Below are 13,645 nucleotides of genomic sequence, written 5' to 3'. Positions count from 1 at the left end.
GGAGCTGAGCTGCGGGGTGTGGGGACGTCTCGGACCCGGGCCGGGCCCCTGATGCCTCATCAGGGGCTTCTCGGGGGTGGCTCAGGGGTGCCCCTGATGACCCGACGATCTTGGGGTGCGAGGGTCGTTGGCAGTTCCCGAAGCACCCGCCCCTGTTTCTTTCCCGGCTGGAGACCGCATGCACCGCCGTTCCATGGCCCTTGCCGTGGCCGCCTTGACGGCCTGCACCATGGCGTTCGGCGCGGTCGGCCCCGCGCAGGCGGCGAAGGCGCCTACGGACCTGGACCCCAGAGCATTGCAGGAGGCGATCGCCGTGCACCCGGGCGAGGGGGCAGCGGGTGCCGTGGCACGGGTGAGCAAGGACGGGCAGACGTGGCAGGGCGCATCGGGGGACGTTGTCACCGGTACGCGGGTCAAGGAAAAGGCCCACTTCCGGATCGGCAGCATCGCCAAGTCATTTGAAGCGGTCGTGCTGCTGCAGCTTTCGGCCGAGGGCCGGGTGGACCTCGACGGGACGGTGCAGCACTACATGCCGGGTCTGCTGCCGGACACCTTCGCGCCCATCACCGTGCGGCAGCTGCTCAACCACACAAGCGGGCTGCCCCAGGACTTCGAGGGTGCACCCACGCCGTCCCAGGACGAGGTGATCGATAACCGCTTCGACTACTACACGTTTGACCAGGTGATCCAGCAGACGCTCCGGCCCGCGGGCAGGCCCTGGCCCGGCCCACGCTTCGCGCCCGGCACCAAGCAGGAGTACAACTCATTCGGTTACCGCGTCGCCGGGAAGCTCATCGAGGAGCTCACCGGCCACTCCCTCAAGCGGGAGATCACCACCCGCGTCCTGGCCCCGCTGAAGATGAACGACACCTCCGCGCCGGCCCGCAACACGCGGATACCCCGTCCGTACCTGCCCGGATACGTGCCCAACGGCAAGGGCGAGCTGGTCGACGTCAATGAGCAGGGCGGCAATCCCTCCAGCATGATCTCCACAACCGCCGGCCTCGACCGCTTCATCACCGGTCTGTTCGACGGCCGTCTGCTGCGCCCTGCCCAGGCCGCCGAGCTTCGCGCACTGCCCCGGGGCTCCGACGGCAAGCTGCTCCCGTACGCAGACGGCTCCAACTGCAACATAGGTCCCGACAAGGGCTCTGCCTGCTACAGCATCGGCCTGATGTCCTTCCCCTTGCCCGACGGCTCGGTGTTGTGGGGCAAGACGGGCAGTGACCTCGGCTACATAAGCGGGGTCTTCGCCTCCCCCGACCTGAACCGGCGCGGTGCCTACGGGGTGGGTACGGCCTCATCCAGCAGCAGTGCCGCATCGAGTATCGGCAAGCGTCTCGCCCTCGCCGCCTTCAACGGTTGATGCCGCGCGTTCCACCGTGATCCCCTGCCGGTAAAGCTCGGCGTCGTGGGCGACAAACCGCCCGCCCCAACGGCCCTTCTTCTTGCCGTTGGCAGCCTGGTCCTCCATCTGACGACGCCTATCCGTGGAACGACGGTGCACACGAGTCCCGAGGCGTACAGTCGCAGGCGTCATATCGCGTGGCCCTAAGGGGGCATGGACATGCACAACCGCCGAATCGGCAGCACCATGGCCAGCGCCATCGGGCTCGGTGGGATGCCGCTGTCCATCGTCGTGGTATTGCGACGGCGGGCCTTGGCGCCGGACTCTTGCCAGTCGCCGGAGTGGTGGCGGTTGCCGGGCAGTGGCCGACCGACCATGACCTCAGGCGACTGTCGGCGTCGATGACGACCTGGTGGACGGTGGAATAGCGGTAGTTCTCAGGCTGCTCGGCGATGGCGTGATCGCGGGTAGGCACCAGAGTGCCGTCCACGATCAGCACGGTGTCTCTTCGGAAACCTCCATCGGAGCCCACTGCCGCCGCCATCCCACATTGGCCCCAGGCCGGCCCCGGGCCATGCGCGTCAACCACACCTACGGCCGCGGCGGTGCTCTGGGCTTCCTGGTTGAGTTCACCACCTCCGACCTGGACGAGCTGCCGGCTAGCGCCTTTTTGATGTACGCAAGGGAACTCGCCATACCCCGCAGAGCCTCCCCTCATGCGACAACGGAAACGGATCTCGAGCCCCATTCAAGGCTCGAGAATGAACAGGAGCGGTGGACGGTCACACATGCTCAGCCTCGGCACAAAGCGCCGATCACTCATACTCTGCTCCGCAGTCGGTGCCTCACTCCTGATGGGCGGAGTGACTCCCGCGAACGCCGACACCGACGCCAGCACCAGTCCCAGCGCCAGCGCCAGCGCCAGCGCCAGCGCCAGCGGGGACGACATCGGCGAGTACATCTCCGTTCCGGCAGGCGAGAGCCCGGAGGCCACGTACAAGCGTGTGACGGAACGCGCCGAGGGCATCCATGCCCGCACGGCGGCCGACAAGAAGTGCACCGGTGTCTGGAAGCACACCGTCGCCAATGTCGACTGGGACCGGACTCCGGGCGGCACGGTTCGCTGGAGCTTCAAGCTGACCGCCAGGTCGCGTGCCAAGCTGGGTCCGGCCGTGACCGTCTCCATGCCCAACGCCTGGGTGAACAATCACGCCATCAACTCCCCCTACGGGCCGCACTCCAGGGTGAGCACCTATGACTTCCACGCCAGCATGAACAAGTACAACCGCAAGGGGAGCGCCAGGAAATACACGATCAGGACCAAGAACAAGATCACGTTCTTCTGGCTCATCAAGAGCAACAGCAACCCCCGGGCCGGTGCCACGCGGTACATCACCTGCAAGGTTCCCCCCAAGGGTTCGAGCTGAGCCAGGGACAGCATGGGGAGCGAGCCATGGGCAAGGGCAAGGGCAGGCACGGGAGCATCCCGGCGGAGGCGGCCATGAGCCTCTCCGTCCTGAACGGGCAACACGAGATGACCATCCATCGCCTCAGGACGACCGCGGAAGCGATCCGGCTCGACTACCGGATCACGCCGCCCCTGCCGGAAAGGTGGCGGGACGAACCGGACGGCTCGCTCGCGGCAGTGGGTCCGCCGACCTTCTTCTCCGTCGAGGGAGTTGACGACGCGGGACAGGAGTATCTGGACCACGGAGGCGCGTTCGGCACCGACCCGGACGGGCGGTTCACCGAGGGCTCGCTCAGCCTGGCGCCCTGCCCTGCTCCCACGGCGCGATCCCTGACGCTCACTCTGGTTCTGACCTGCGGTGACACAGAGAGCACCCACCGCTTGGAGATTCCCCTCGAGGGTTCGCCTCAATAGCGTCGACCGTACGGATCACCGACCCTGCCCCGGGGACATCCCGGATCTCCCCGGGGCGGGCCCCGGGCCTATGACGGGGCCTGCCCCGCATATCTGACCAGGCTCCCGACACAACACCGGCTCCGAAGCAAACCCCCGAAGGACTTCCGGGCCAACCACTACGTGGGCTCAGAGCGACTCGATCGGGCCCCGCAGCACGGGCATTTGCCAGTGTTGCGTGAGCCAATGCTCCACAGTTGGCCGTTACGAAATCCGTCGTCCTCCACGAACTGCGAGCGCACCACCTTGACCGCGGCCAGGCGCCCGTCCGGCGTAGCACCGAGCAGCACCCGTCCACCGGGCTGCGGCAGTCGGCTCAGTCCACCGTTTGGTCGCCGTCGGGAAGATCGACGACCGTCACCTCTTCCCGCGGCACCCCGAGTTCGTCCGCCACCACCGTGGCCAGGCCGTCCGGGTCGGGCTGACTGGGTACAGGTACCTGCTCGCCCTCCGCGTAGCTCTCAATCGCCTTGGTGAAGTAGCTCGGGTCCCAGGCTCCGACGGCGCCCCTGACCTCCACCGCGCGCACCTCTCGCGCCCCGACTCGCCGCTTGACCGCAGCGAGGATCCGGTCCGACCGGTACTCCCCCGGCACCTGGAACAAGCTGGCGTGCGCGCCCACCTTTCCACCGCCCTCGAGGCGGACGGTCACCGTCAGGCAACTGGTCACGCTCGGGTAGGTGATGACCCCACCGGGCCCGACCTCGCCGACCTGCCCCTCAGCGATCCTGATGCTCGCAGGCGCGGGTATGACGGACCCCGGCGTACGGACCGGAGGCGTCACCGGCCCCGACCGAAAGCCACTCGCGACCGCCGGCTGAGCCTGGACCATGACCAGACAGGTGGCACCCAGTGAGAGGGCCAGCAGTGCGGTGACGGGCATCAACGCCGTGCCACGTGCACGCTTCCCCCGGATCCGTGGAACCAGCGCCTCATACCTTTTCACCTCGAGGGTGCACCTTCTTCCCATCCCGCTGCCGTCCTGTTCCCGTATCGATCGCCACTTTGGACGGCATCAGTACACCGCATCGGTCGGGTCGAGCTGGATTTCCGGGATCCGTACGTGTGGGGGCTGGTTCAGGGTCCATTCCACTGCCCTGGCCACGTCCTGGGCCAGTAGAGGGTGGCAGGGCCAGTCGGCCATGCACCAAGTCGTCACCCCTGCTTGCGAGTTGGCGCGCAAAGGCCTGGCCGATGCCGCTGCCGGCTCCGGTGATGAGGATCTGGGTGACGGCGAGCAGCGGCAGAGCGAGAGCGGTCACCTGCCGGCCCAGGGAGCCGGCCGCCTGCTCAGCACAGAGGAGGACGAAGGGGTGGTGCCGGCGCGGAGCCAAGGATCAGTGGCGTGAACGAGGAAAGGACCCAGCAACACCACAGCGAAGTCACAGGGTCCCTGGACCGCCCTGCCGGCCGGCGAGATTTTCCGCAGCGCAGCCGTGCCGACCGGCGCGTGAGCACGCTGCCGGATCGCGCTCAGGCGCCGCCCCTGCCGCGGCGGGCTGTCACCAACTGTGTCTGTTCTCATACAGTACGTGCTGCCCGCCCTCCGTCAGGGGCCAAGCCCAGCAGTTGACCAGGAGCGAACTGTGGCCACCGAAGCCAGCCCCGGCCCCCTCCCGCACGTTCCCGGAGCGGGGCGGCCGGTCCCCGAAGCCGAGCCCGCGCTCATGGAGCGATGGCGTTCCCGTGGGGGTGAACTGGTCGATCTGCTGGCCCAGGTGCGCGAACAGACCGGCGGCATCGCCGCGTTCCGCCTCGGGCCGCACCCCACCGTCCTTGTCACCGACCCGCAGGCGGTCCACCACGTACTCGCCCGGCAACCGGAGCGGTACGTCAAGCGCTCGCACCGCGCCCGGCTGCTGATCGGCGACGGCGTGCTGGCCGCCACCGGCGCGGCGTGGAAGCGGCAACGCCGCCTGCTGCAGTCCCAGTTCACCGGTCCCGGGATGCGCCGCTACGAACAGCGGATCACCGAGGCCGCCCGGACCACCGCCGGGCGCTGGTCGGGGTACGCCCGCACCGGGCAGACCTTCGATGTCGGGCGGGAGATGCACCGCTTCGCCCTGGACACGATCTGGCGCTCCCTCACCGGGTACCCCCTCGATGACGGAACCGAGCGCGAACTGGCCTCTGTGGCGGCGGTGGTAGCCGCCCTTCCCACTCTGCCTGCCGATGCCTCCGACGCGCAGGACGCCGTTGCCGCCGACCTTGCCCGGATCGACGCCGTCGCCCGGCACGCCATCGAGGCCGCCCGCAGCGGGGCCGTCGGTCCCCACGGTCCGGGCCTGCTGCACGTCCTTGTCGATGCCGCCACCGAACGCCCCGAGTACACCGACCGGCTGATCCGCGACGAGCTGATCACGCTTCTGGTAGCCGGGCACGAGACCACCGCCACCACCCTGACCTGGCTCTATCTGCTCCTCGACGACAACCCCGCCGCCCGCGAACAGGCTCTCGCCGCCGGCGGCGAGGGATCCGCGCAACGCCGCCAAGCCATCCAGGCCCTGATCCATGAAACGCTCCGGCTCTATCCGTCCGCCTGGCTCCTGCCCCGCCACGCCGCCGAGGACGACACCCTCGCCGGCTACGCCGTAGCGGCGGGCACCGACATCCTGGTCTGCCCGTATCTCACACACCGCGATCCCCACCTGTGGCCGGACCCCGAGCGCTTCGCCCCGCAGCGCTTCACCGCCTCGGCCGGCCGCCCCACCCATCAGGGTTCGTATCTTCCCTTCGGCATCGGCCCCCGCGCCTGCCTCGGCCTGCAATTCGCGCTCCGCGAAGCGACCGTCCTGCTCGAACACCTGCTGCCGGCCCACACCGTGGCGTTCCAGTCCACCCCGACGGCGGCGGCGTACGGCATCGTCGTCCGCCCCGATGGCCCCACTCCCGCAACCCTGGAGCCCTGGAACCGCCACTGATCCGAAGGAGGGCGGCTGGCCGGTGTACCGCTACGTGGGCGATAAAAGGACTCGGCGTGGCCGATGAAGTCGGCGTGCACGGACGCGTGCCTGGACAAGTGGCCTGTGGTGAAGCCGGTGGAGAAGAGCGACGCACCCGGCATCATCAAGGAGAACTTCCTGGTGATGAAGGGCCCCGACGAGACGCCCCGGGGATCTCTCCCGCTTCGCAGAGCGCTGCTCACGGCGCCGACGAACGGGCATCCGCCCCGAGGGAGACCGCTGAAGAGTGAGGCAGGCGGCAGCACGATTGCGGGTTGCCCGACGGGAAATTACGCCGCTTGGCATGAGCTGCCGCCCCAATGGAGATCAGGTCGCCCGTTAAGATGCCCCGAGAATGCCACAAAACTCCCATATACGAGGCAATCGGTCTTCGGGGCACGGCCCGGACCGTGTGTTCCCACAGCGGCGGGCGAACAGGGCCCCGGAGGGAGAGGACGCTGCGTGAGCGTGCAACGGGTGGGCGTCGTCGTCCACGGGGGGCGTCCCGGCGCCGTGGCGACCGCCGACGTCGTCCGACGGTGGTGCGAACGCCAGGACGTCGGCTGCGTCGCCATCGACGTGTGGAGTCAGGACGAGCAACGGCGGGATGCGCGGGAGGAGGTCGACGCCGCCGGCAGCCCCGACCTGATCGTCACGCTCGGCGGGGACGGCACCTTCCTTCGCGGAGCACGTCTGGCTGCACAGAACGACGCGCTTGTCCTCGGTGTCGACCTGGGCACCCTCGGCTTCCTGACCGAGGTCCCGGCCGAGGACGTCGAGCGCGCCCTGGACGCCGTCCATCGTGGCCAAGTGGACGTCGAGACCCGCCTGATGCTGACGATGCGAGCGTCCTGTCCGCTGGCACTCCCCGAGGGGATGGAGGCCCTCCTGCGCTACGGCCGGGGCCCCGCGCTGCCGCCTCCGCAGGTGCGCAACGAGTGTGCCGTCGCCCTGGACTGGGGGGTGGCCCTGAACGTGACGGCCCTCAACGACATCGTCCTGGAGAAACTGGCGCGCGACCGGCAGGTCTCCCTCGGCGTGTACCTGGCAGGCCGACTGCTCGCCTCCTACTCCGCCGACGCCGTCCTGGTCGCCACACCCACCGGATCCACCGCCTACAGCTTCGCCGCCGGCGGCCCCGTCATCTCCCCCGGAGCCGACGCCATCGTTTTCACCCCCGTCGCTCCGCACATGACCTTCAACCGCTCGGTAGTCGTCGCACCCGACGAGGCCGTCGCGCTGCGCGTCCTGGGACATTCCGGCCGCGTGGCGGTGAGCGTCGACGGCCAGTTGCGCGGCGTCCTGGATCCGGGGGACTGGATCGGTGTCTACGCGGCTCCCCAGCGCCTGCGTGTCGCGCGACTCGGGCCGACCGACTTCTACGGCAGGCTGCGTGAACGCATGCGCCTGACCGATGCCCCCGCGGCAGCCGACCCCGAGACCACCCCCTTGTGGCCCCACACCAGCCCCGCCCCCGACGACCTCGCACACCTGCGCCTTCCGCCCCCGCCCGCGGACGTCAACTGAGGCCTGCCCGAGGCGCCGTTCCCCTCTTGGCTCTTCCGCCGGGATGTCCGACCGCGCCGTACGGGCCGCCTCTCCCCGCTTCCGCCCGTACGACTCCTGCGTCAATCTCGCCACGACGCGGACCACACCCCTTGAAAAATATGTAGACCGGTCTATTATTTGCCCATGGTTGAAACCAAGGGAGCCAAGACCAGTACACGGCTGGCGGAGTCGATGCTCGAACTGATCCAGCGGCACGGCTACAGCGGCACGGGACTCAACACGGTGGTGGAGCACGCGGGCGCCCCCAAGGGATCGCTGTACTTCCACTTCCCCCAGGGGAAGGAGGCGCTCGGCGAGAAGGCCATCGAACTCGCGGCCGCGCGGTTCGGCTCTCTCGTCGCCGACTCGGCGCTGGAGACGGCCACACCGGGCGAGGTGGTGCGCCGCGTGATCGACGTACTGGCCGGGATGCTCGACGACAGCGGCTTCCAACTGGGATGCCCGGTCTCGGTGGTGACGCTGGAGATGGGTACGCAGAGCGAGCGGCTGCGGGACGCCTGCGCGAACGCCTTCGAGTCGTGGATCGCGCCGGTGACCGAGCACCTCGTCGCGCACGGCCGTCCTCGTCCCGCCGCCCGTGCCATGGCGACAGCCGTGGTCAGCATGGTGGAGGGAGCGGTGATCGTGTCGCGTGCCCAGCAATCCACCGAGCCGCTGCACTGCGCCGCCCAGGCGCTCGCCGTCCTGCTGGACCAGGATGCGGAGGCCTCGGCATGAGCGCGGCGGACCGGCACGCACTGGTGCTGGGCGCGACCGGCTTCATCGGACGCCACCTGGTGCTCGCACTCGGCCAGGCCGGCGTCCGGGTGAGCACGGCCAGCCGGAGCCACGAGTCCTACCGGCGGCTCGCCGGGTGGCTGGCCGAGCACGGGCACGACAAGGCTCCCGCCGACCTCCGGGTCGATTTCGCCAAGCGGTCGCTGATCGAGGGCGAAAGCGACGACATCACCATCACTGAGATCTACAACTGCGCCGGTGCCTACCGGTTCGGGATGCCGGCGGACGAGGCCCGTCGCGCCAACGTCGACAGCGTCCGCGCGGTGGTCGCCTTCGCGGCGCGACTGCCGCACCTGCGCCGCCTGGTTCATGTCTCCGGGTACCGCGTGGGAGGGCACGGCCCTGCCCGCTGGAGCGAGGAGCAAAGACGGGCGGCCTACCGGTCGCTGGGCGCCTACGAGGCATCCAAGGTCGAGGGTGACGCCGTATTCCGGGCCGAGGCAGAGCAGTTGGGCGTTCCCTGGTCCGTCGTCAACCCGGCCAGCGTGATCGGTGACAGTGTCACCGGCGAGTCCGACCAGTACCTGGGGCTCGCCTCCAGTGTGAAGGACCTCTGGCAGGGCTCGCTTGCGGCGGTGCCGGGGAACGCGCGGACGTTCGTCCCGGTGATCGCGGCCGACTACCTCGCCCGGTTCATGGCCCAGCTTCCAGTCGACGAGGCCGCCGAGCGCACCGCGTACTGGCTGCTGGACGACGACACGCCCGCGCTGCCCGGCGTGCTCGAGCTTGTCGCGGAGCACTACCGGGTCAAGGCACCCCGTGCGCGGATCCCGGTGCCCCTGGTCAAGCGCCTGCCCCGATGGCTCACCAAGGCCGATCCGGAGACCTTGACGTTCCTGTCGAGCGACCGGTACCCCACCGATTCGGCGCATGCCTTCGCCGCCCGTCACGGGCTGACCATGCCGGACACCACGGAGACGATCCGCCGCTGGGCCGACCACCTGGCGGCGCACCGCTTCGGCGACGCCCCCGCGGGCGGCAGGCGGTTCATCGCTCCTGGCGGGATGCGGACGTTCGAGCTCGGCGAACCGGGCGCACCCACGGTGGTACTACCGGGTCTGCCGGTCAACGCCGACACGTGGGCGCCGGTCATCGCGGCACTGGGTCGCGCCCGCGCCGTCGACCTGCCCGGCCTGGGGATCAGCGCCGGACGCCGCGACGACTGGTCATCCTGGCTGACCACCCTGGTGACCGAGTCCGGTGCCCGTCACCTGGTGGGCCACTCCATCGGCGCCGCGGCCGCCGTCGAGGCCGCAACCGCCCATCCCGGCGCGGTGGATCAGCTCACGCTCGTATCGCCGTTCTTCCTGCAGGCGCATCCGGCTCGCGCTGCTCGGTGGGTGTCCCTGACCCGCTGGTACCTGAGCCACGTACGCCCCGAGGCGCTGGCCGAGCGGCTCACGGGCACCACGGCGCACGCGAGCGCACTCCGATCGAGTGTGGCGGATCTTCGTCGCGGCACCGTCGCGGGCACCACCGCCCGGCTCCTGGCCGCCACCGCGAAGCCGCAGTGGCGGGACGACCTCGGGGCCAAGCTGCAGCGGTATCCGGGGCGCGTGCACGTCGTGGTGGGCTCCCACGATCCGCTCACCCCCGAGGGACAGGCCCTGCTGGACACGCTCCCGCGCGCCACCGTGACCGTCATCGCCGGCGCGGGCCACCATCCCCAGCTGACGCACCCAGAGGACGTCGCCCAGGCCATCGGTCAGCACACCGCCTCCCCGAGCTCGCACGGCGATCCGGAGGTCAGATCGGTCCGAGAACGTTTGCGGTGAGGAGGAGGCTGCGGCGCAACCGCTCGGTTGATCCGCAGCCTGGGCGGATAACCCATCGCGCCAGTCAGCGTCAGGCGGACGCTCCTTGACGCGTAGGCCTGTCGCGCGGCGCCGAGTGAGCGTGGAGCGTGGTGTCGCGCACCCCGGTCGTGCCGCAGTGCGCCCCCGCTGCCGACGTACGACGCAGCGGTCACGGGGTACCTCACCAGCGCCCACGGCAAACGGATCAAGTCGAGTCTTGCCACCAAGCAGCGGGGTGGCATGCTCGTCGGAGGAGAGATGTGCCTGTGAAGAACAGAGCTGTCCAGCGCGGTGGTAAATGGGGGAAGGCCGTCGTCATCGGTGGAGGGTACGCCGGTCTCGTGACGGCCCGTGTACTGGCCGATCATTTCTCTGAAGTGGTCATCCTGGAACAGGACTCGGTGGACGAGCGCACGGGTACCCACCCGCATGCGCCGCAGGGCTATCACGCCCACGCCATGCTGGCGAAGGGCGCGGAAGTCCTGGAGAAATTCTTCCCAGGTCTCCGCGCGGAACTGCAAGACATCGGAGCACCGGTTTTCGACTACGGAGAGCACATCAGTTTTCTCCTGCCCGCCGGGTTCGCCCCGCGCAATCGGACGGGCGTAGAGGTCCAGACGTTCACCCGGGATGAACTGGAGCGGCGCCTGCGCGGCAAGGTGCTCGCTCTGCCTGAAGTGACGCTCCTTCCTTCCACTCGGTGCGATGGCCTGAAAATGAGCAGCCCCGGCACAGCGAATCGGGTGCTGTACCGGACGGAGGGCGCCGAGCAGCCAACGGAACTCGTAGCGGACCTGGTGGTCAACACCTCGGGGCGGTCCAGCGCTTTGGACAATTGGCTCACGGAGATGGGTCTTTCCGTGCCCGAGAAGCGCGTGGTCAAGGCGAAGATCACGTACACCTCAAGGAAATTCGACCGGCCGGAGGAGAGTCACCCGGGCTTCAACATCGCCTACCAGATGACGTTTGCGCCCCATACCCCCCGGGGTGGTGTCGTCCTGGCGGTGGAGCGGAACCGCTGGCTGTGCTCGTTATTCGGGTTCGAAGACCAGATGCCACCGACCGAGCACAGCGCCTACCTGGATTTCGCGAAGAGCCTGAAGAATCGTCATCTGGCCGAGCAGATCGAAGGCCGCACCAGCCAAGAGCCGGCCTATCGCTACACCAATATCAACAACCAGTGGCGTCTTTACCACAAGGTCAAGGATTGGCCGGACCGCCTCATCGCCATCGGTGACGCGGTCTGCGTGTTCAACCCCGTCTATGGGCAGGGCCTGACCGTTGCCGCGCTGGAAGCCGAACTCCTCCACCGCACGCTGACCAAACACAGGCGGCTCGGGAACGGCCTTGATGGTCTCAGCAAGGGATTTCAGCGCGCGGTGGCGCGCATTGTCCTGACGCCATGGACTTTGTCGAGCAATTCGGACCTCATGTGGAACCGACACCACCAGCCCATCACGGCGCGGATCGCCCACTGGTACAACAAGCACCTCTTCGAGGTATCTGTTCGCGACGCACGGGTGTGGTCCCGATTCGCGCGGGTGGCCAACATGGTGGCCTCGCCCGCCGTACTGTTCCATCCCACCGTCGTCGCAAAAGTCGTCAGTCAAGCTCTGTCTCGTCGCACCCGTCACTCCGTCTAGCCTTACGGCCGTCACGAGAACTCAGGTCTCCGGCAACCGAGTTTGATCGTTGTTGAGCACGGGCACGGGCTTCCACAGGGGGCACGTCAGTCGCCCCAGATCTTGCGGTAGGCCTGGCGGTAGCCCTCGGAGTCCCAGGACAGCGCGCCGCCGCTGTTGGTGGCGGTGGCGATGTGGGCAGGGGCGACGTACCCGCTGTCCGGGGCGCCGGCGAAGGCGCGGTTGAACTCGTCGATGATCTGCCAGCCCTGTTCGGAGAGGGGCTCGGGCACGGTGGCGGCCTGGAAGTCCTTGCCGTTGACGCGCTGGAAGGCCGACGGGTCACCGTCACCGGCACCGATGTTGAACGGGGCACCGGCTCCGTCCTTGCCTGCGGCGCGCAGGGCCGGGGCGGCGTGGCGGAAGTACAGGTCGTTGATGGCGGCGGAATAGGTCCACTTGCGGCCGAAACGGGACAGCAGGGAGCGGACTTCGCCGATGGAGCGGCTGTTGGCTTGGGGAATGGGGATGTTGGTGTAGCTCAGCAGCTTGGTGCCGGAGCAGGTGGCGAGTTCCTTCTTGATCAGATCGGACTTGCGCTTCGCGAAGGGTATCGAGGTGTCGCTGAACAGGACGACGCCCGCGTGGCCGTTGGAACGGGCGATGATCCAGTCGGCGCTGATCTTCGCGACGTCCTCGACCCGGGAGGTGATGTTGCTGACGAGTTGCGGATCTTTACTGGGGCCGGGAGCGGCGGTGGCGTGCCAGCCGATCAGCGGAATTCCCGCCGCATTGGCCTTTTTGACGTCCGCTGCGGCGATCCCGGGATCGAAACCGCTGATGACGATGCCGTCCGGCTTGAGACTGAGGGCCTGCTTGAAGGCGGCCCGGAGGCCGCCGGGCGTGCCCTGGCCGTTGAGGGTGCGGGCGTGCCAGCCGACGATCTTGGCGGCTTCCTGGACGCCTTGGGCGACTCCGGCAACGCCGGGGTTGGTCAGGGTCTGGGCGATGTAGACGATGGTCTTGCCGTGGACTGCCTTGGGTCCGGTGGTGGGGCCCTTCCAGGGTGCGTTGACCGCCTCGGCCTTCTTGACGGCTTGCTCGGCCCTGGAGAGGGCGGTGGGGCATCCGGGTTTGGAGGAGCTCCTGTGGGATGCGGTGGTGCCTGCGCCGGATTCGCAGCCGGCGGTGGCCATGACCAGGAGTGCGGCGGCTGTCACGGCCGCCTTGCGGGTGGGGTGCACGGGTCTCCTCGCAGGGCAGGATGAGGATACGGGTTGGGGTGGGGGGAGACAGGTTACGGGTGGCGATGCTCCGCGGGGCATCCACCTCCGGACGTACGGCCTACGCCGCCGTCGCCGGGCTCGGCGAGGAACCAGCCGGCCCCCGCCCGCTCCCCTACGGACACCGCTCATCAACCGGCACGCCACACGGCAACGAGTAACGGGCCAAACGTGACAAAGAGTTGAATACCGCTTGGCCATTGACGGTCATGTGTTGCATGCGCGTGCACAAGCGGTAATGTTCGCGGCCGGTTGGACGTGTGGCGGAATCTTTTCGCTCACATTTGCGAGTAAACTTCGCGATGTTCGCATGTAAGGCGAATTCGCGAGCGTCACGCTCCCCCCTCGTCGGCGGTCGGCAACAACACCACCTCGGTCACCGCTCAG

11 protein-coding genes and 1 pseudogene are annotated in these 13,645 nt (G+C 68.6%); 8 read left to right on the top strand and 4 right to left on the bottom strand.

Features of this window, described 5'->3' with window-relative positions; all coding sequences use genetic code 11:
• Positions 1-178: 178 nt before the first annotated feature.
• Positions 179-1,366: a serine hydrolase domain-containing protein gene (locus ACZ4S3_RS10405; protein WP_467929854.1), complete on the top strand. Its 1,188-nt coding sequence runs from the start codon at positions 179-181 to the stop codon at positions 1,364-1,366.
• 209 nt (positions 1,367-1,575) lie between these two features.
• On the opposite strand, the pseudogene ACZ4S3_RS10400 reads toward ACZ4S3_RS10405, so the two are convergent.
• A pseudogene (locus ACZ4S3_RS10400) lies at positions 1,576-1,862 on the bottom strand (IS5/IS1182 family transposase); the annotation flags it as partial.
• A gap of 349 nt (positions 1,863-2,211) precedes the next feature.
• Between ACZ4S3_RS10400 and ACZ4S3_RS10395 the strand changes: the two are divergent.
• Together ACZ4S3_RS10395 and ACZ4S3_RS10390 are read left to right on the top strand one after the other, a co-directional pair.
• Positions 2,212-2,775, top strand: a complete 564-nt coding sequence (locus tag ACZ4S3_RS10395; protein WP_467929849.1) for a hypothetical protein — start codon at positions 2,212-2,214, stop codon at positions 2,773-2,775.
• 26 nt (positions 2,776-2,801) lie between these two features.
• Complete coding sequence (locus ACZ4S3_RS10390) at positions 2,802-3,230, top strand: hypothetical protein (protein WP_467929844.1); 429 nt, start codon at positions 2,802-2,804, stop codon at positions 3,228-3,230.
• A gap of 355 nt (positions 3,231-3,585) precedes the next feature.
• Here the strand turns inward: ACZ4S3_RS10390 and ACZ4S3_RS10385 are convergent, their stop codons facing one another.
• Together ACZ4S3_RS10385 and ACZ4S3_RS10380 are read right to left on the bottom strand one after the other, a co-directional pair.
• Complete coding sequence (locus ACZ4S3_RS10385; RefSeq protein ID WP_467929839.1) at positions 3,586-4,152, bottom strand: hypothetical protein; 567 nt, start codon at positions 4,150-4,152, stop codon at positions 3,586-3,588.
• Positions 4,153-4,284: 132 nt separating this feature from the next.
• The gene (locus ACZ4S3_RS10380; RefSeq protein ID WP_467929834.1) at positions 4,285-4,413 is read right to left on the bottom strand and encodes a hypothetical protein; all 129 of its coding nucleotides are present in this window, start codon (positions 4,411-4,413) and stop codon (positions 4,285-4,287) included.
• A gap of 442 nt (positions 4,414-4,855) precedes the next feature.
• On the opposite strand from ACZ4S3_RS10380, the gene ACZ4S3_RS10375 reads away from it, so the two are divergent.
• From ACZ4S3_RS10375 to ACZ4S3_RS10355, 5 genes are all read left to right on the top strand, one after another.
• Complete coding sequence (locus tag ACZ4S3_RS10375) at positions 4,856-6,190, top strand: cytochrome P450 (RefSeq protein ID WP_467929829.1); 1,335 nt, start codon at positions 4,856-4,858, stop codon at positions 6,188-6,190.
• Between the two features lie 483 nt (positions 6,191-6,673).
• On the top strand, positions 6,674-7,738 hold the full coding sequence (locus tag ACZ4S3_RS10370) for an NAD(+)/NADH kinase (RefSeq protein WP_467929824.1): 1,065 nt from the start codon (positions 6,674-6,676) through the stop codon (positions 7,736-7,738).
• Positions 7,739-7,903: 165 nt separating this feature from the next.
• On the top strand, positions 7,904-8,497 hold the full coding sequence (locus ACZ4S3_RS10365; RefSeq protein ID WP_467929822.1) for a TetR/AcrR family transcriptional regulator: 594 nt from the start codon (positions 7,904-7,906) through the stop codon (positions 8,495-8,497).
• The gene (locus tag ACZ4S3_RS10360; protein ID WP_467929818.1) at positions 8,494-10,332 is read left to right on the top strand and encodes an alpha/beta fold hydrolase; all 1,839 of its coding nucleotides are present in this window, start codon (positions 8,494-8,496) and stop codon (positions 10,330-10,332) included. The genes ACZ4S3_RS10365 and ACZ4S3_RS10360 overlap by 4 nt, the downstream gene beginning before the upstream one ends.
• Before the next feature lie 287 nt (positions 10,333-10,619).
• Positions 10,620-11,996, top strand: a complete 1,377-nt coding sequence (locus ACZ4S3_RS10355; RefSeq protein WP_467929814.1) for an FAD-dependent oxidoreductase — start codon at positions 10,620-10,622, stop codon at positions 11,994-11,996.
• An 86-nt stretch (positions 11,997-12,082) separates the two neighbouring features.
• Here the strand turns inward: ACZ4S3_RS10355 and ACZ4S3_RS10350 are convergent, their stop codons facing one another.
• Complete coding sequence (locus tag ACZ4S3_RS10350) at positions 12,083-13,219, bottom strand: substrate-binding domain-containing protein (protein ID WP_467929810.1); 1,137 nt, start codon at positions 13,217-13,219, stop codon at positions 12,083-12,085.
• Positions 13,220-13,645 lie beyond the last annotated feature (426 nt).

The organism is Streptomyces sp. NPDC028368, assembly GCF_055565615.1.
Note: the sequence above shows the minus strand (reverse complement) of the source record. Positions and strands in the feature narration are given on the sequence as shown.